Source organism: Tissierella pigra, assembly GCF_009695605.1.
Lineage (GTDB): Bacteria > Bacillota > Clostridia > Tissierellales > Tissierellaceae > Tissierella > Tissierella pigra.
The window spans coordinates 176,433-194,151 of the sequence record NZ_VUNQ01000001.1 but is presented as its reverse complement, the minus strand read 5'-3'; the positions used below and the strand labels follow the sequence as shown (position 1 = coordinate 194,151).

Below are 17,719 nucleotides of genomic sequence, written 5' to 3'. Positions count from 1 at the left end.
TTTAAATGGCAGTACCAAAGCGTAAAACTTCTAAAGCTAGAAGGGATAAAAGAAGAGCTTCTTCTTATAGACTAAACAAAGCTACGGTTGTTGAGTGTCCACAATGTCATGAACCAAAACAACCACATAGAGTTTGTAGATCATGTGGCTATTACAAAAACAGAGAAGTTATAGCAGTAGAATAAATAAAAAAAGATAGTGATTGCCACTATCTTTTTTTATTTCACTCTTGCATTTTATTTTAGTCTAATATATATTAAATATCAATGGCTTAAAAATACCTGGCATTGGAGGAGAGAAAATGAAAATTATTGTTGATGCTATGGGTGGAGATAATGCGCCAATTGAAGCAGTTAAAGGGACTATAGATGCTGTAAATGAATATGGTATCAATGCTATATTGGTAGGTAAAAGTAGTATAATAGAAAATGAGTTAAAAAAATATGATTACAAAAAAGAAAAAATTGAAATTATAAATGCTGAGGATATAATAACTAACGATGATGACCCAGCCATGGCAATTAGAAGAAAGAAAGATTCCTCTATGGTAGTAGGTGCTAAAGCATTAGTAGATGGACTAGGAGATGGTTTTTTATCTGCTGGAAGTACAGGAGCTTTACTGGCTGCTGGAATATTCATAGTAAAAAGAATAGATGGCATAGATAGAGCAGCTTTATCAGTAATGTATCCTACATTAAAAGGATTCTCTTTGTTGTTAGATGCAGGTGCCAATGTAGATTGTAAGCCTGAGTATTTACATCAGTTTGCCCTAATGGGTTCCATCTATATGGAAAATGTTATGGGAATAAAATCGCCAACAGTAGGACTTGCAAACATAGGTACAGAAAAAGGAAAAGGCAATTTATTATCTAAAGAGACATATGAACTACTAGAGAAATCAAATCTGAATTTTAAAGGGAATATTGAAGCTAGAGAATTGCCAAGTGGAGATGTGGATATTATTGTAGCTGATGGATTTGTAGGCAATGTAGTATTGAAACTAACAGAAGGAATGGCTGCATCTATTTTTTCTATATTAAAAGAGGAGTTTACTAAGGATTTTAAAACTAAAATAGGAGCAGGTTTATTAAAACCAGCATTAAAGAATATAAAAGGTAGAATGGACTATAGAGAATATGGTGGAGCTCCTTTACTTGGACTAAAGAAACCAATAGTAAAGGCCCATGGCAGTTCAGATGCTTTTGCAATTAAAAATGCAATTAAACAATTAATAAAATTTATTGATAAAGATGTAATAAAAATAATTGAATCTAATAATCATGTACTAATTAATAATTTGGAGGTTGATAATAATGATTTATAAAAAAATAAAGGAGATAATAGCAACACAATTTAACATTGATGAAGAAGAAATTACAAAAGATACTTCATTTAAAGACACTTTAAATGCTGATTCCCTAGATTTAGTGGAGTTAGTTATGGCATTGGAAGATGAGTTTGGACTTGAAGTTGAAGATGAAGATATGGAAAATATAAAAACTGTAGGGGATGCAGTTGAGCATATTACAAATGCTTTAGAAGAATAATTGGGCTATATGCCCAATTATTCTTCTAAAAAATTGGAGGTAATTATAGTGAAGGAAAATAATAAAGGATTCAAAGGATTAGATTCTTTGGAAGAAATTTTACATTATAAATTTAAAGACATTAAATTATTAAAAAAGGCCTTGACTCATAGCTCCTACGCAAATGAAAATAAATTAAAAGTTACAGATAACAATGAGAGGTTAGAATTTTTAGGTGATACAATTATAAGTTTAATAGTAAGTCAATATTTATATAAAAAGTATCCAAATTATCCAGAAGGAGAACTGACAAAAATTAGGGCAAAAGTAGTATGCGAGTCATCCTTAGCATTTGCTGCCCATAAAATGGAGTTGGGGAAATATCTTTTATTGGGTAAAGGAGAAGAAAGCACTGGTGGCAGAGAGAGAGAATCTATTTTAGCAGATGCAACAGAGGCTTTAGTGGGTGCTATTTATATGGATAGTGACTTTGAAGCTGTAAATAAATTACTACTTAAAAACTTTGAAGCAGATATTGTACATGCAGTGGCTAAGGGTGCTTTATTTATTGACTATAAAACTGAATTACAGGAAAACCTTCAAAAAATAACTAGGGGAAAGATAGAATATAAAGTTGTAAAAGAGGAAGGTCCAGATCATAATAAGATATTTTATATGGATTTAATTGTAGATGACAAAATAGTAGGAACAGGCACAGGAAGAAGTAAAAAAGAAGCAGAACAAATGGCGGCTAAGGAAGCTCTTTTAGTAATGGGTGAAATAAATGAGTAGACATTATATAATTCCAATATTTGTACCTCATTATGGATGCCCCCATGACTGTGTATTTTGTAATCAAAAAAAGATTACAGGTCTCTCTACAGATACTACTCCAGAAGAAGTTGAAAAAATAATAGAAGATCATCTAATGACATTTAAGCCAGATTCCACCATAGAAGTAGCTTTTTATGGAGGTAGCTTTACAGCAATAGATATAGAAATACAAAAAAAATTACTATCTATTCCATATAGATATAAAAAAGAAGGAAGAATAAACGGCATAAGACTATCTACTAGACCAGACTCCATAGATGAAGTTATACTAACTAACTTAAGAAATTACTCAGTAGACACTATAGAATTAGGTGTTCAATCCCTAGATGAATGTGTATTATATGAAAGTGGTAGGGGGCATGATTCTAATGATGTATACAGAGCTTCCAAACTGATTAAAGACTTTGGATTTAATCTTGGTTTACAAATGATGATAGGACTACCTTCTGATACCATTGAAAAATCTATAAATACTTGTAAAGAGTTTATTAAATTAAACCCATATTGTGTAAGAATCTATCCAACTTTAATAATAAAAGAAACTTATTTAGAAGAACTTTTTTTAGATAAAAGATATAAACCATTATCTATTGAGGAAGCCATAGATATTTCTTCAGTCTTACTTATGATTTTTCAAATAAATAATATTGATGTAATTAGAATAGGGCTACAGCCAACTGAAAATATTCAATTGGGAAAGGATGTTGTAGCAGGACCATTTCATCCTGCATTCAGACAGTTAGTAGAATCCAATATATTCAGACTATTATTAGGTTACTATTTTAAAACTAAAAAGATAGATAAAGATAATAAAACTTTAGTAATTGAATCTAATAATAAGAAAATATCATCAATAGCAGGACAACAGTCTACAAATATAAAGTATCTAAAGCATAAGTATAAATTTAATAAAATAAAGATATACGGAAAAGATTTGGATATAGATTATATTGGTATTACAATTAATGAATTTTATGATAAAATAAATATGAAATCACTAATGGAGTCTTATTTAAAGGAGAATTCTATTATTTAGATTAAGATAAAGGTTTCCTAGAAATGGAAACCTTTAGTTATAACAGAAGAGGTGGTATGATTGCAGCTAAAAAAAGTAGAAATTCAAGGATTTAAATCATTTGCTGATAAGACTGAAATTGAGATTAAAGATGGTATTACAGCTATTGTAGGACCAAATGGAAGTGGAAAAAGTAATATATCTGATGCTATAAGATGGGTTTTAGGAGAACAAAGTGTAAAGAATCTTAGGGGAAGTAAAATGGAAGATGTGATTTTTGCAGGTACAAGCAAAAGAAAACCTTTAGGATACGCAGAAGTTACTATTACTTTTGATAATAAAAGTGGACTAATACCCATTGATTATGGAGAAATAGCTGTTACTAGAAGAATGTTTAGGTCAGGGGAATCTGAATATTATATAAATAAAAACTCTTGTAGGTTAAAAGATATTCGTGAACTATTTATGGATACTGGAATAGGAAAAGATGGATATTCCATAATAGGACAAGGGAGAATAGAAGAAATATTAAGCAATAGACCTGAAGATAGAAGACATATTTTTGAAGAAGCGGCAGGAATTGTAAAATATAAATCAAAAAAAGAAGAAGCTGAAAGAAAGTTGGATAAGACAGAAAGCAATCTAATGAGAATTAAGGATTTGATATTTGAATTATCCAATCAGTTAGAAGTATTAGAAATTCAGGCTCAAAAAGCTAATTATTTTACTGAACTATACAATAAATTAAAAAGTTTAGAAATAAATTTATCTATAAAAGATATAAGAAAGTTGAATTCCCAAATAGATGAAATAAATCAAGAAAAACTTATATTAGAAAAAGAATTAGAACAGAAATTATTAGATAGAGAATTATTCGAAAACAACTTTAACTCACTTAAAGAAACAATAAAAGAATTAGAATCCAATATAGAAGACTATAGAAATAAGAATTCAAATATTATGAATCAATTGGATAAGGATCAAAATCAAGTTGCAATAATTGAAGAAAAGGAAAAGTTTTACAATAAGGACTTAGCTAGATTAAAGGAAGAAAAAATAAATTTAAACAATAGATTAGAGGAGTTAAATATAGTTAATGAGAAACTGATTGAAGAAAAATTACTAGCAGAGAAAGAATATAATAAGCTTCTAGAAATCTACAATGAAAAAAATATAGAGCTAGAAAAAGAGTTTGAAAATTTACAAGAGAAAGAAAGAAATATAGAACTAGAAAAAAATAATATGATAAGAATATACAATAGTTCCTCAGAAAAAAAATCCGAATTAAATGGTATTAATTCTTTTAATGAAAATATTGAAAAAAGAATACTACAATTAAAAAAAGAAATCCACATAATGGATAGTGACAAAAACGTAAACATAAGCAACTATAATGAAGTAGGGGAAAAAGAAAAAAATCTACAAGAACAGCTTTTAAAATTAAATGAAAGATTACAATCTGTAAAAGAAAAGGAAAGAGATATTAGTAGCATATTAGAAACTATAAATAAAAGTATAAACACTAACAATGTGGAAATACAATCAAAGACATCTAGTTACAAATTGCTTAAAAACATGGAAGAAGATTATGAAGGATATTATAAAGGTGTAAAATCTCTACTGAAATCTGCCAAAAGAGAACCCAAATTAAAGGAAGGACTCATAGGTGTAGTAGCGGAGCTTATAAAAGTAAATGAAAAATTTGAAAGGGCAATAGATATTAGTTTAGGCTCAAATATTCAGAATATGGTTACTGAAACACAAGAAGATGCAAAAAGAATTATAGAATATTTAAAACACAATAAATTAGGACGAGTAACCTTTTTGCCTCTTAATGTTATAAAGGGAAATATCTTAGATATAAGTATTCAAGATAGAAAAGAGTTTAAAATATACGGTCTAGGTTATGAATTAATAGATTTTAATAAAAAATATGAAAATATATTTAAGTTTTTACTGGGACGAACTATAATAATTGAGAATATAGATTGTGGAATAAGGCTTGCAAATAAATATAATCATTCCTATAGAATAGTTACACTTGATGGAGAGATTTTAAACCCAGGTGGTTCTATGACGGGAGGAAGTCAAGGTAATAGTGGTACTAGTATAATAAGCAGAAAAGGAAGAATTGAAAATCTAACTAAAGACATAGAACGGTTAAATAAAATACAAGAAAAATTAAATCAAGAAAGTATTACTTATATAAATAGTTTGAAAGAATCCAAAGAAGAAATAGTTGAATTAGATAAATCCATTAAGGAAACAGAACATTCAATAATAAACATTGTAAACCAAAAAGAAAAATATATAAATGAAATCAATAGATTAAAAGAATCCATGTATAAAGCAGAAAAAGAGATAGATAATTTAGGAGTTGAAGTAAAAGATTATAAAGATAAAGAAATAGAAATACTTTCTTTATTAGAAAAATTAGATAAGGAGATTACGAATAAAAAAGAGGAAATTAAAAATCTAACTATTACTTATAATGAAGAGAAATCCATTAGGGAAGAAAAGTTAAAAAATATTACTGATACTAAAATAAACCTTAATCTCATTAACAGTAATATAAGCAATTTGCAGGAAAAGTGGAATAAGAATAAATTTGAAATTAATAGTATTAAGGACTCCATTAAAGAAAAAGAAGAAATGATAACATTAAATATTGAAAATATAGAGGAAATCACCAAAAGTAAAATAAGTTTAAATGCTAAAATAAAAGAATTAAATTTAATTGCTCAGGATACAAAGGAAGAATTGGAAAAGTTAATATCTAATAAGACTAAATTTATGGAAGAATTTTATTCTGAACAGAATAAATTAAATGAAATTAATAAAGTAATAGGAGAAGTTGAAAAGAATATTAATTCTAATGAAGTCAAGTTGGCTAGAATAACTGTGCAACTAGAAAACCATCATAAGAAGCTAAAGGATGACTATGATCTATGTTATGAAGAGGCTTTGGGTCAAGAAGTGGAAATAAAGAATATTCAAGAAGCAATAGTAGAGTCCAGGAAGTTGAAAGTTGAAATAAAAGAATTAGGCACAGTAAATTTAAGTTCAATTGAGGAATATAAAAATTTAAAGGAAAGATTGGATTTTATTCTTAATCAACAAAAGGATTTATTGAGTGCTAAGGAAAACTTAAAAGAAGTTATAAAGGATATGGAAAACAACATGAAAACCCAATTCCTTATGAATTTTAATAAGATAAATGACAATTTTCAAGAGATATTTAAAAATCTATTTGATGGTGGACAAGCAGAGTTGGTTTTAGAAGAAGATGAAAATATACTTGATTCTGGAATTGAGATTAAAGCACAGCCACCTGGTAAGAAACTTCAAAGTTTAACTTTATTATCTGGAGGAGAAAAATCTTTAACAGCAGTAGCATTATTATTTGCAATTCTAACATTAAAACCTTCACCATTTTGTATACTGGACGAAATAGATGCAGCTCTTGACGAAGCTAATATTAGTAGGTATACTAGTTATCTGAAAACTTTTTATGAAAACACTCAATTTGTGTTGATTACTCATAGAAAAACTACTATGGAGATAGCAGATATATTATATGGAGTAGCCATGGAAGAAGAAGGAATATCAAAATTAATATCGGTTAAACTAAAAGATAATATTGATGAAATAGCAAGTTAGGGGGAGAAAAATGTTTAAGTGGTTAAAAGGCTTGGGGAAGAAGAAAGAAGAAGTAACTGAAAAAGATGAAGAAATTGAGATTAATGATGAAGAATTAGAGCAGCAGATGGAAGAAATAGAACAAATAGAAGAAATAGAAGAAAAGGAAGAGGCAACAGAAGATTCAAAGGAAATAATAGAGGAAGAAGATATAGAACAACTGGCTGAAGAATTAGAAGATGTCAGTGAGGAATTGGAAGATGTAGTAGAAGAAGCAGTAGAGGCAGTTGAAGAAATAAAAGAAGAATTACAAGATATAGAAGAAGACATACAAGAGGAAATTGTAGACGAATTACCAGAGCCAGAAGAAATAGAAGTAGAAGAAGAAGTAGAAGAAACAAGTCCTAAGAAAACTGGTTTCTTTCAAAAACTTATGGGTGGTTTAACTAAAACTAGAAATGATATTACAAATAAAATAGATAGTGTACTAAAATCCTATAAAAAAATTGATGAGGAACTATTTGACGATTTAGAAGAAGTCTTAGTTACAGCAGATGTTGGCGTAAATACAACAATGGAACTAATTGATAGGTTAAGAAATAGAGTGAAAGAAGAAAAAGTCACGGATCCAGATAATGTAAAGGAACTTCTAAAGGATGAAATCAAAAAGATCATGTTGGAATCCGTATCAGACAATAAATTAAATATAGAACCTTCTCCAGCTTTGATTCTAGTTGTTGGAGTAAATGGAGTTGGTAAAACCACTACCATCGGAAAGTTATCTAATAACTTTAAAAAACAAGGAAAGAAAGTTTTAATAGCTGCAGGGGATACTTTTAGAGCAGCGGCAATTGAACAATTAGAGGAATGGGGAAATAGGGCTAACGTTGATGTAATTTCACATAGTGAAGGTGCAGACCCAGCAGCTGTTATTTATGACGGTATTCAGGCGGCTAAGGCAAGGAAAACAGATATATTAATTTGTGATACTGCTGGTAGACTTCACAATAAATCTAATCTTATGAATGAGTTAAATAAAATATTTAGAGTTGCAGAAAGAGAATACGGTGATGCTACAAAAGAGGTATTACTAGTATTGGATGCAACAACAGGACAAAATGCTATTAATCAAGCTAAAGTATTTAAAGAAGTTGCAAATATAACAGGAGTAGCTCTTACTAAACTTGATGGAACGGCAAAGGGTGGAGTAATTATAGCATTACAAGCAGAGCTAAATATACCTGTTAAATTAGTAGGTGTAGGAGAAGGCATAGAAGATTTACAACCATTTATTGTTGAAGATTTTGTAGAAGCAATATTTGATTAATAGTTGTTGACAAAAGAGGAATCTTATACTAAAATAATACTGTCAAGTAAAACACTTGACAGTATTATTTTGTTGGTGATATAATGGTTGAGAAACTTGTTGAAATAGGAATTTTATTTGATTTTTATGGAAAGTTACTTAGTGAAAAACAATATTTAGTAATAGAATTATATTATATTCATGACTTATCCTTAGGTGAAATAGGTGATGAACTTAATGTTACTAGGCAAGGTGTATTTGATCTTTTAAAAAGAGCAGAACAAAAACTTTATCAATATGAAGAAAGTTTAAAATTAGTAGAAAAGTTTTACTCAAGCCATAAAGAGATTAAGAATATAGTTCAAATCGCTGAAGACATTATAAAAATTGCAAAAGACAGAAATGATAATATAATTGAAAATAAGGCAATAAATATTAATGAGATTTGTAAAAAGATACTCCATAATAGCCGGGAGGTGGTAGAGTAATGGTATTTGAATCTTTGTCAGAAAAGCTTCAAAATGCTTTGGGGAAATTAAAAGGGAAAGGTAAACTTTCAGAAAAAGATGTTGATGTAGCCATGAGAGAAGTAAGACTTGCTCTTTTAGAAGCTGATGTAAACTTTAAGGTAGTAAAAGATTTTATCAAAAAGGTAAAAGAAAGAGCAATTGGCTATGAGGTAATGGAGAGTTTAACACCTGGTCAACAGGTTATAAAAATAGTAAATGAAGAATTAACTAACTTAATGGGTGAAAAAGAAGCTAAACTAAACTTTGCTTCAACCCCGCCAACAGTAATTCTTATGTGTGGTCTACAAGGTGCTGGTAAAACTACTACTACTGGTAAATTAGCATTTAACTTAAAAAAACAGAATAAAAGACCTTTATTAGTTGCATGTGATGTTTATAGACCAGCAGCTATTAAACAGCTTGAAGTAGTAGGAGAGAAGGTGAATGTCCCAGTATTTTCCATGGGGGATAAAATAAATCCAGTAGATATAGCTAAAGCTGCCTTAGAACATGGGAAAAGAAATGGAAATGATGTAATAATAGTGGATACTGCTGGAAGACTTCATATTGATGAAGAATTAATGGATGAAATAAGGAATATCCATGATGCAGTTAATCCAAATGAGGTTCTATTAGTACTTGATGCCATGACAGGACAGGATGCAGTTAATGTAGCTGAAACATTTAATGAAAAATTAGGAATTACAGGAGTTATACTTACTAAACTTGATGGAGATGCTAGAGGTGGAGCTGCATTGTCCATTAGAGCTGTAACAGAAAAACCTATAAAGTTTGCTGGTATGGGAGAAAAATTTGATCAATTAGAACCTTTTCATCCAGATAGAATGGCTTCAAGAATATTGGGTATGGGTGATGTACTTAGTTTAATTGAAAAGGCTCAAGCTAGTATAGATGCTAAGAAAGCAATGGAACTAGAACAAAAAATTAGAAATCAGGAATTTTCTTTTGATGATTTCTTAGACCAGTTGGAACAGATGAAAAGCTTAGGACCTATTGATCAATTAATAGGAATGATTCCAGGAATGAATTCTAAAGCATTGAAAGGTTTAGATGTAAATGAAAAAGATATAAATCGAATCAAGGCAATAATTCAATCTATGACTAAGAAAGAAAGAGATAATCCTGATATTATAGATAGCAGTAGAAGAAAAAGAATAGCTCAAGGTAGTGGCACTTCAGTCCAAGAGGTAAACAAAATTTTAAAACAGTTTAAAGAAACTAAAAAAATGATGAAAAGGTTTACTGATATGGAAAAAACAATGAAGAAAAAAGGGAAATTTGGATTCCCCTTTTTCTAAATAGATAGTTTGATTTTTAAGGAGGTGAAATAAATGGCAGTTAAAATTAGATTAAGAAGAATGGGAGCTAAGAAAAGTCCTTTCTATAGAATAGTTGTTGCTGATTCTCGTGCTTCTAGAGATGGAAGATTTATTGAAGAGATAGGCTATTATAATCCATTAACTGAACCTAAAACAGTTAAAATAGATAATGAAAAAGCAATTAACTGGATTAAAAATGGAGCAAAACCAACTGATACTGTAGATAGATTATTTAAACAAAATGGTCTATATGAAAATCAAGCTGAATAATCCTTAAGGAAAAGTATCTAGGAGGTGCTAAAAATGGGAGAGTTAGTAGAATTTATTGCAAAGTCTCTTGTAGATAATCCAGATGATGTAGTAGTCAATGAAATAGAAGGCAATCAATCTGTTATCATTGAACTTAAGGTTCACCCTGAAGATATGGGTAAAGTAATAGGAAAACAAGGTAGAATTGCTAAGGCCATAAGAACAGTAGTTAAGGCAGCGGCAATTAAAGACAATAAAAGAGTTGTTGTAGAAATTATTCAGTAAGGGATTAGAATGCCTAATCCCTTTAAATATTGGAGATAGGTGGAAAATGGAATATACAATAGTTGGTAAAATAATAAATTCTCATGGAATAAAAGGTGAAGTAAAGATATACCCACTAACTGATAACATTAATAGATTTGATTATCTAAAAACCGCATATATTGGTGATAAAAAAATCAAAGTAGAGTTAGAGCGGGTAAAGTATCATAAAAACCTAGCAATATTAAAGTTTAAGGAGTTTAATGACATAAACGAAATCATTTTTTTAAAAGATAGCTTTATATATGTGGATGAAACTGAGAAAGTTGTTTTACCAGAAAATCATTTTTTTATCTATGATTTAGTAGGCTCTAAAGTTTTTGATACTAAAAATAATCTAATAGGCATACTATCAGATGTAATACAAGGGCCTAGTAACGATGTGTATATAATAAAGGATGTGGAAAAAGATAAAGAATATCTTATTCCAGCTGTAAACCAATTTATTATCAATATTAATATAGATAATAAAGAAATAGTAGTTAACCCTATAGAGGGAATGATAGAATGAAGATAGATATATTGACTTTATTTCCTGAATTTTTTTCACCTTTACTAAATTGGAGTATAATAGGTAGAGCTTATGAAGAAAATAAAGTGGAAATAAATAGTATAAATATTAGAGACTTTTCCCAAAATAAGCACAAAAAGGTAGATGACTATCCTTTTGGAGGTGGCTCAGGTATGGTTATGAAACCAGAGCCAATTTTTGATGCCATAAATAGTGTTAAAAAACAAAATTCTAGAATAATATACCTATCACCTCAAGGACAAAAGTTTAATCAGAAACTTGCAAATGAATTATCTAAGGAAGAACATTTAATTCTTCTATGTGGTCATTATGAAGGTATAGATAATAGAATAATTGACAATTATGTAGATGAGGAAATATCTATTGGCGATTTTGTGTTAACTGGTGGAGAGATACCAGCAATGATAATAGTTGATGCTGTTGTAAGGTTGCTACCAGGTGTACTTAGGTGTGACGAATCTTATATAGAAGAGTCACATTATAAAGGTCTATTGGAATATCCTCAATATACAAGACCTAGAGAATTTAATGGACATTTTGTACCAGAAATATTACTTTCAGGAAATCATCAGAAAATAGAACAATGGAGAAAAGAAGAATCCATAAAGTCTACTTTTATAAAAAGACCTGATTTATTGGACAAAAAGGCTTTGACTGAAGAGGAAAAAGTTATTCTATCAAAACTAAAGAAAGATTTATAATTACAAAACTAGTTGTAATTGAATTATACATATGCTATAATACCTAGCGTATGGAATTACAGATGGTCCTCTGCCATTGCTACAGGGTAAGAACATCTAAGGAGAAGGGAGGTCTATACAATGGATATAATTAAAATGTTAGAAGACGAACAATTAAGAAATGATTTACCTAGTTTTAATGTAGGAGATACTGTTCAAGTTCATTACAAAGTTGTTGAAGGAACTCGTGAGAGAATCCAAGTATATGAAGGTACAGTAATTAAAATTCAAGGTGGCGGAGCAAGAGAAACTTTTACAGTAAGAAGATTATCTTATGGAGTAGGTGTTGAAAGAACTTTCCCTATTCATTCTCCAAGAATTGAAAAACTAGTTGTAACTAGAAGAGGTAAGGTAAGAAGAGCTAAACTTTACTATCTAAGAGATAGACAAGGTAAAGCTGCTAAAGTTAAAGAAAAGAGAAATTACTAATTTATTGGGACTTTATAGTCCCAATTTTGTTTAGGTGGTGAATTTATGAATATTAATTGGTATCCAGGACATATGAAGAAAACAAAAGAATCCATACAGAAATCTCTTACAATGGTTGATGTTGTTTTTGAATTAATAGATGCTAGAATACCATTCAGTAGTCAAAACCCTATTATTGATTCCATAGTTGGAGAAAAACCTAGAATAATTATTTTAAATAAGGCAGATTTAGCCAGCAATAATGGAAATAAACTATGGCAAGAATATTTTTTAAATAAGGGGATTAAATCACTTACTATGGATGCTTTAGAAGGAAAAGGAATAGATAAATTACAGCAACTTTCCTATGAAGCAACAGAAAAAAGAAGATTAGCCTATGAAAAACGGGGAGTAATTAATAGACCTACTAGGGCTATGATACTTGGTATTCCAAATGTAGGTAAATCTACATTAATTAACTCTTTATCAGGAAGAAAAGGTGCTAAAACAGGAAATAGGCCTGGAGTCACAAAGTCAAATCAATGGATTAAGACAAAGGCTAATTTGGAGTTGTTGGATACTCCAGGAATACTATGGCCTAAGTTTGAAGATAAAGAAGTGGCCTTAAATCTTGCTTTCACAGGGGCAATTAAAGATGAAATATTAGATACAGAAACTCTAGCCCTGAAACTCGTAGAAAGGCTTGCAAAATATTTTCCCAATCTTTTAAATAATCGTTATAATGTAGAATTAGAGGGTAAATCATATTTAGAGGTAATGGAAAATATTGGCAGAAAGAGAGGGTGTATCATAAAAGGTGGAGAGATAGATTATACTAAAGTGAGTAGTATCTTACTAGATGAGTTTAGAAAAGGTATAATAGGAAAAATTACCCTTGAATTTCCTGAAGAGTAGGAGAGGTGCTTGTGCTAGAAATTGAATATAAAGTTGAGTCATTAGGATATAGAAAGATTGCTTGTATAGATGAAGTAGGAAGAGGTTGTTTGGCTGGAGATGTGGTGGCTTGTGCAATAATAATGCCACAGGGACTAATCATTAATGGAGTAAAGGATTCTAAGAAGCTTTCCGAAAAGAAACGTGAGGCTTTATATGACGAAATACTTTTAAAATCTATAGCTTGTGGTATAGGAAGAGTAAATTCTAATATAATAGATGAAATCAATATAAAAGAAGCTACTCGTCTGGCTATGAAATATGCAGTAGAAAATCTAAAAGATAGAGAAGAAAATAAGGTAGAGCCAGATTTTTTACTTATAGATGCAGAAAAAGTTAGTTTAAATATTCCTCAAGAATCTATTATAAAGGGGGATGACAAGTCTCATGGAATAGCATGTGCATCTATTATTGCTAAAGTATTTAGAGACAGATTATGTATAAAATGGGATAAAGAGTTTGAAGGATATAACTTGAAAAAGCATAAAGGATATGGTACAAAGGAACATAGAGAAGCTATACAAAAATTAGGACCATCATCTATTCACAGATTAACGTTTTTAAAAAACATATTAAAGTAGATTTTAAAAGGGTGATGTAATTGAGAATCCACAGTCTTTTACTAAATAATATAATTTTAAATAATAGAGAGAATCTTTTCAAAGAAGGAAATATCTTAGAAGGAAAAATTATAGAGATATTAAATAAAACTGCGATTATTGACGTTAAAAATCATGGTATGTTTGAAGCTAGTTTAGATACAGACTTTAATATAGAAGTAAATGATGAAATTTCATTTTTAGTGAAATCTTTTGAAGATAATAAGATTCACTTAAAGCCTTTACCTCAAGAACAAGAAAAAAACATATCAATTAAAACAAATGAAAAAGCAGAAGATTATCCTATTGTAAAAGTCTTGAAAGATTTAAATATAAAAGAGACTAAAGAATCAATTGAGCTGGTGAAAAGTTTGATGAAATATAATATACCTATAACTGAAAAAAACTTAAACTATTGTTTGAAAACATTGGAAAAGCTATATCAATTATCTAATTTAGAAGATAATCAGAAGGTAATTCTATTGAATCCAGACAATGGAGAAAAAGAAGATAATAAGTTATTAATGGAAAAAGCTGACATAAGATCTTTTTTAATTACAGACAAAAATGAATATGCAGAACATAAAGATATAAGTCAGCAAATTAAAGATTTCATAAGAACAGAAATAAAATCTTCCATGAGAAATCAAGAAAAAATAAGTACATTAGAAGAGGTTAAAGAAAGTATAATAAAAGAAGACATAACAAAAGAAAATTCTATAAAAGAAAATATGTTAAGAAAAAATGAAACTGGTAATACTAAGTCAGATACTATTGATACAGATATTAAGATAATCAGTTTTTTTCTAAAGAACAGTATAAAACCTTCCTTAAATAATATAAAAAATATAAAAGCATTTAACGAAGACCCTATAGAATTTTCAAAAGACTTTAAAGAAATAGACAATATACTAGGTAAGTTAAAACCCTTCGAACTTACTAAAGGTGAATTTAAGCTCATTGAGGAAAATTTAATCAAAAATATTAATTTGAATAAGGATGAAAGAATAGCAGAACTACAAAAAATTATTAGCAATCAAAATAATAATTTAGATAAAGAAGTAAAGGAAGAAATAAGTAGACTTGAAACTAAAATTGATTTTTTAAGAGAAATCAATAAAGATTTATCATTTGTATTTTTTCCTATTAAACATGAAAAAAGTCCTCTAGATGGAATAATAACCTTAATAAAAAAAGATAAAAGAAAAAAATCATATAATGATAAAGTCAATGTATTTATAAATCTTCAAACTCATAATCTAGGAAATATTAAGGTATCTTGTGAATTGTTATCTAAAAATCTTTACATAAAGATAAATGTAAAGAATGAAGATTTAGAATTATTTAAGTCAAAAGAAGAACATTTGATTGAAAAAATTCGATTAATAGGTTATAGTCTAGACAGGATTGAATTTATAGTAGATAATAATATAGAAATATTAGATTCCATAGCTCCTAATCCAAACCCAACTTATATATTAGATTTAAAGGTGTAAATATTATGAAAAAAGAGAAAAAAGCCCAAAATAAAGCTGTAGCATTGTCATATAATAAGGAAGAAATAGCACCTAGGGTTATAGCCAAAGGTGAAAATATTGTTGCAGAGAAAATAATAGAAAAAGCAATAGAAGAAGATATTATTATTTATCAAGACGAAAACTTAGTTGAAAGTCTTATGGGACTTGAACTAAATGAAATGATTCCTGAAGAGTTGTATGATGCTGTGGCAGAAATAATTTTCTATATATATAATTTAGATACTGAAAGAGGTAAAATGTATGGAAAACAATATAGATAAGGGTAGAAAAGGAGAATTGATAGCTAAAGAATATCTTGTTTCAAATGGATATAATATTTTAGATATAAATTATAGAAATAAAATTGGAGAAATTGATTTGATTGCTTTAGATAAAGATATATTGGTTTTTATTGAAGTTAAAACAAGAACAAATACAAAATTTGGTTACGCATATGAAGCAGTTAATAGAAAAAAGCAAGAAAAAATTATTTATTGTTCTCAATTATATATAAAACAAAACAGATTATTAGACTATCAGATGAGATATGACATAATAGAAGTATATCTGACACCAAATTTAAAAATAAATCATATTCAGAATTCTTTTTGTTGATAAAACTTGATATAAAGCATATTTTCACTATTACCCAGGTAATAAGATAATAATTACATATAAAAGAGGGGTTTATTATGTATTCAAAAATCAATACTTGTGTATTGCAGGGACTAAATGGAAATATTATAGAAGTTGAAACAGATTTATCAAGAGGACTTCCTGTTTTTAACATAGTTGGACTTGCAGATACTTCTATAAAAGAATCTAAGGAGCGTGTCAGAGCAGCTATAAAGAATAGTGGATATGAATTTCCTTTAAGTAGAATTACTATTAACTTAGCACCGGCTAATTTAAAAAAAGAAGGCTCACAGATAGATTTAGCCATTGCAATAGGTATTTTAAAATCATCTGGAATTATATCGGGATTTGATATAGATAATACTGTTTTTCTTGGAGAACTTTCTTTAGATGGGAAATTAAATCCAATCCAAGGTGCATTGCCTATGGTAATTGCCATGAGACAATTAAATATTTCAAGGTGTATAGTTCCCTATGAAAATAAAGATGAGTGTAATGTCATGGAAGATATGGAGATAATACCCATAAGAGATTTAAAGGAAGTAGTAGATTTTCTGAACAATGAAATACGCATAACCCCCTATATAAGACAGAAAAAATTAATAGATTTAAATACTGAGGAACATCTTTTAGATTTTTCTGACATCAAAGGTCAAGCAAGTCTTAAAAGAGCCTTGGAAGTATCTGCTGCTGGAGCACATAATATTATTATAATAGGTCCACCAGGTGCTGGAAAAACCATGGCAGCCAAAAGACTACCTACTATAATGCCACAGTTATCATTTGAAGAGTCTATAGAAGTTACTAAAATATATAGTATATCAGGACTATTACCTTCTAATTCTTTAGTTAAAAATCCACCATTTAGGTCCCCGCATCATACAGCATCAGCTACGTCTCTAATAGGTGGAGGAAGAATTCCAAAGCCTGGTGAAGTATCATTGGCCCATAATGGAGTTTTATTTTTAGATGAATTGCCTGAATTTCCTAAAAATGTATTGGAAGTATTGCGTCAGCCATTAGAAGATGGGGTTGTTACTATTTCGAGAACAAGTGCCAGTTTAACATATCCAGCTAAGTTTATGTTCATCGCCAGCATGAATTTGTGTCCATGTGGATACTATGGATCTTCCTTGCATGAATGTACCTGCTCTCAAAATCAAATAGATAGATATTTAGGGAAAATTAGTAATCCCTTACTAGATAGAATTGATATTCATATAGAAGTCTCACCAGTTAAATATGATGATTTACAAAAAGATAATAATGAAGAAAGATCTTCAATTATTAGGAGTAGAGTTAAAAAAGCCAGAGATATTCAATTGGAAAGATTTAAAGGTAATAGAATTTTTACTAATTCTCAAATGCCTACTAGAGATATAAAGAAATATTGTAATTTAACAAATTCCTCAGAGAACATAATGAACCTGGCTTTTGAAAGATATAAATTTAGTGGAAGAACATATAATAAACTACTTAAATTATCTAGAACAATTGCCGATTTAGATGGTGAAGAAAAAATACAAGATAAACATATATTAGAAGCCATAAGATATAGAACGTTAGATAATAAATATTGGGGGTAGGCCAA

General features: G+C 29.2%; 20 protein-coding genes. All 20 read left to right on the top strand.

Annotation, left to right across the window (positions count from 1 at the left end; genetic code table 11):
• Positions 1–5: 5 nt before the first annotated feature.
• The 20 genes from rpmF (at position 6) to FYJ83_RS00965 (ending at position 17,714) form a co-directional block, all read left to right on the top strand.
• Complete coding sequence (gene rpmF, locus FYJ83_RS01060; protein WP_072972552.1) at positions 6–185, top strand: 50S ribosomal protein L32; 180 nt, start codon at positions 6–8, stop codon at positions 183–185.
• Positions 186–301: 116 nt separating this feature from the next.
• A complete protein-coding gene (gene plsX, locus FYJ83_RS01055; protein ID WP_154438221.1) occupies positions 302–1,324 on the top strand; it encodes a phosphate acyltransferase PlsX in 1,023 nt (340 codons plus the stop codon).
• On the top strand, positions 1,314–1,547 hold the full coding sequence (acpP, locus tag FYJ83_RS01050; protein ID WP_154438219.1) for an acyl carrier protein: 234 nt from the start codon (positions 1,314–1,316) through the stop codon (positions 1,545–1,547). Before plsX ends, acpP begins: the two co-directional genes overlap by 11 nt.
• A gap of 48 nt (positions 1,548–1,595) precedes the next feature.
• Positions 1,596–2,318, top strand: coding sequence for a ribonuclease III (gene rnc / locus FYJ83_RS01045; protein WP_326828274.1), 723 nt, complete (start codon positions 1,596–1,598; stop codon positions 2,316–2,318).
• Entirely contained in the window at positions 2,311–3,396 is a 1,086-nt protein-coding gene (locus FYJ83_RS01040; protein WP_154438217.1) for an elongator complex protein 3, read from the top strand. The genes rnc and FYJ83_RS01040 overlap by 8 nt, the downstream gene beginning before the upstream one ends.
• Positions 3,397–3,456: 60 nt before the next feature.
• A complete protein-coding gene (gene smc / locus FYJ83_RS01035) occupies positions 3,457–7,035 on the top strand; it encodes a chromosome segregation protein SMC (protein ID WP_154438215.1) in 3,579 nt (1,192 codons plus the stop codon).
• A gap of 10 nt (positions 7,036–7,045) precedes the next feature.
• Positions 7,046–8,341 carry a signal recognition particle-docking protein FtsY gene (ftsY, locus tag FYJ83_RS01030; RefSeq protein WP_154438213.1) on the top strand — a complete coding sequence of 432 codons (1,296 nt, stop codon included), beginning with the start codon at positions 7,046–7,048 and terminating at the stop codon, positions 8,339–8,341.
• An 83-nt stretch (positions 8,342–8,424) separates the two neighbouring features.
• Positions 8,425–8,808: a YlxM family DNA-binding protein gene (ylxM, locus tag FYJ83_RS01025; protein WP_154438211.1), complete on the top strand. Its 384-nt coding sequence runs from the start codon at positions 8,425–8,427 to the stop codon at positions 8,806–8,808.
• Entirely contained in the window at positions 8,808–10,148 is a 1,341-nt protein-coding gene (gene ffh, locus FYJ83_RS01020) for a signal recognition particle protein (protein ID WP_154438209.1), read from the top strand. Before ylxM ends, ffh begins: the two co-directional genes overlap by 1 nt.
• Before the next feature lie 33 nt (positions 10,149–10,181).
• Positions 10,182–10,439, top strand: a complete 258-nt coding sequence (rpsP, locus tag FYJ83_RS01015) for a 30S ribosomal protein S16 (RefSeq protein WP_154438207.1) — start codon at positions 10,182–10,184, stop codon at positions 10,437–10,439.
• 33 nt (positions 10,440–10,472) lie between these two features.
• Entirely contained in the window at positions 10,473–10,703 is a 231-nt protein-coding gene (locus FYJ83_RS01010) for a KH domain-containing protein (protein WP_154438205.1), read from the top strand.
• A gap of 46 nt (positions 10,704–10,749) precedes the next feature.
• Positions 10,750–11,253, top strand: a complete 504-nt coding sequence (gene rimM / locus FYJ83_RS01005; protein ID WP_154438203.1) for a ribosome maturation factor RimM — start codon at positions 10,750–10,752, stop codon at positions 11,251–11,253.
• Positions 11,250–11,975: a tRNA (guanosine(37)-N1)-methyltransferase TrmD gene (gene trmD, locus FYJ83_RS01000; RefSeq protein ID WP_154438201.1), complete on the top strand. Its 726-nt coding sequence runs from the start codon at positions 11,250–11,252 to the stop codon at positions 11,973–11,975. Before rimM ends, trmD begins: the two co-directional genes overlap by 4 nt.
• Positions 11,976–12,095: 120 nt before the next feature.
• The gene (rplS, locus tag FYJ83_RS00995) at positions 12,096–12,443 is read left to right on the top strand and encodes a 50S ribosomal protein L19 (RefSeq protein ID WP_154438199.1); all 348 of its coding nucleotides are present in this window, start codon (positions 12,096–12,098) and stop codon (positions 12,441–12,443) included.
• A gap of 45 nt (positions 12,444–12,488) precedes the next feature.
• Positions 12,489–13,337: a ribosome biogenesis GTPase YlqF gene (gene ylqF / locus FYJ83_RS00990; protein ID WP_154438198.1), complete on the top strand. Its 849-nt coding sequence runs from the start codon at positions 12,489–12,491 to the stop codon at positions 13,335–13,337.
• Positions 13,338–13,348: 11 nt separating this feature from the next.
• Positions 13,349–13,957: a ribonuclease HII gene (locus FYJ83_RS00985; RefSeq protein ID WP_216585146.1), complete on the top strand. Its 609-nt coding sequence runs from the start codon at positions 13,349–13,351 to the stop codon at positions 13,955–13,957.
• A 20-nt stretch (positions 13,958–13,977) separates the two neighbouring features.
• The gene (locus FYJ83_RS00980; RefSeq protein ID WP_154438196.1) at positions 13,978–15,471 is read left to right on the top strand and encodes a hypothetical protein; all 1,494 of its coding nucleotides are present in this window, start codon (positions 13,978–13,980) and stop codon (positions 15,469–15,471) included.
• 5 nt (positions 15,472–15,476) lie between these two features.
• A complete protein-coding gene (locus tag FYJ83_RS00975; RefSeq protein WP_154438194.1) occupies positions 15,477–15,773 on the top strand; it encodes an EscU/YscU/HrcU family type III secretion system export apparatus switch protein in 297 nt (98 codons plus the stop codon).
• The gene (locus tag FYJ83_RS00970) at positions 15,754–16,107 is read left to right on the top strand and encodes a YraN family protein (protein WP_154438192.1); all 354 of its coding nucleotides are present in this window, start codon (positions 15,754–15,756) and stop codon (positions 16,105–16,107) included. The genes FYJ83_RS00975 and FYJ83_RS00970 overlap by 20 nt, the downstream gene beginning before the upstream one ends.
• Positions 16,108–16,184: 77 nt before the next feature.
• On the top strand, positions 16,185–17,714 hold the full coding sequence (locus tag FYJ83_RS00965; protein WP_154438190.1) for a YifB family Mg chelatase-like AAA ATPase: 1,530 nt from the start codon (positions 16,185–16,187) through the stop codon (positions 17,712–17,714).
• Positions 17,715–17,719 lie beyond the last annotated feature (5 nt).

What these genes read in the sequence shown, in the direction of transcription:
- rpsP (WP_154438207.1), top strand. Translation starts at nt 10,182, where the DNA reads ATGGCAGTTAAAATTAGATTAAGAAGAATGGGAGCTAAGAAAAGTCCT.
- ftsY (WP_154438213.1), top strand. Translation starts at nt 7,046, where the DNA reads ATGTTTAAGTGGTTAAAAGGCTTGGGGAAGAAGAAAGAAGAAGTAACT.
- ffh (WP_154438209.1), top strand. Translation starts at nt 8,808, where the DNA reads ATGGTATTTGAATCTTTGTCAGAAAAGCTTCAAAATGCTTTGGGGAAA.
- rimM (WP_154438203.1), top strand. Translation starts at nt 10,750, where the DNA reads ATGGAATATACAATAGTTGGTAAAATAATAAATTCTCATGGAATAAAA.
- trmD (WP_154438201.1), top strand. Translation starts at nt 11,250, where the DNA reads ATGAAGATAGATATATTGACTTTATTTCCTGAATTTTTTTCACCTTTA.
- ylxM (WP_154438211.1), top strand. Translation starts at nt 8,425, where the DNA reads ATGGTTGAGAAACTTGTTGAAATAGGAATTTTATTTGATTTTTATGGA.
- FYJ83_RS01040 (WP_154438217.1), top strand. Translation starts at nt 2,311, where the DNA reads ATGAGTAGACATTATATAATTCCAATATTTGTACCTCATTATGGATGC.
- FYJ83_RS00970 (WP_154438192.1), top strand. Translation starts at nt 15,754, where the DNA reads ATGGAAAACAATATAGATAAGGGTAGAAAAGGAGAATTGATAGCTAAA.
- rplS (WP_154438199.1), top strand. Translation starts at nt 12,096, where the DNA reads ATGGATATAATTAAAATGTTAGAAGACGAACAATTAAGAAATGATTTA.
- FYJ83_RS00975 (WP_154438194.1), top strand. Translation starts at nt 15,477, where the DNA reads ATGAAAAAAGAGAAAAAAGCCCAAAATAAAGCTGTAGCATTGTCATAT.
- FYJ83_RS00965 (WP_154438190.1), top strand. Translation starts at nt 16,185, where the DNA reads ATGTATTCAAAAATCAATACTTGTGTATTGCAGGGACTAAATGGAAAT.
- plsX (WP_154438221.1), top strand. Translation starts at nt 302, where the DNA reads ATGAAAATTATTGTTGATGCTATGGGTGGAGATAATGCGCCAATTGAA.
- acpP (WP_154438219.1), top strand. Translation starts at nt 1,314, where the DNA reads ATGATTTATAAAAAAATAAAGGAGATAATAGCAACACAATTTAACATT.
- ylqF (WP_154438198.1), top strand. Translation starts at nt 12,489, where the DNA reads ATGAATATTAATTGGTATCCAGGACATATGAAGAAAACAAAAGAATCC.
- rpmF (WP_072972552.1), top strand. Translation starts at nt 6, where the DNA reads ATGGCAGTACCAAAGCGTAAAACTTCTAAAGCTAGAAGGGATAAAAGA.
- FYJ83_RS01010 (WP_154438205.1), top strand. Translation starts at nt 10,473, where the DNA reads ATGGGAGAGTTAGTAGAATTTATTGCAAAGTCTCTTGTAGATAATCCA.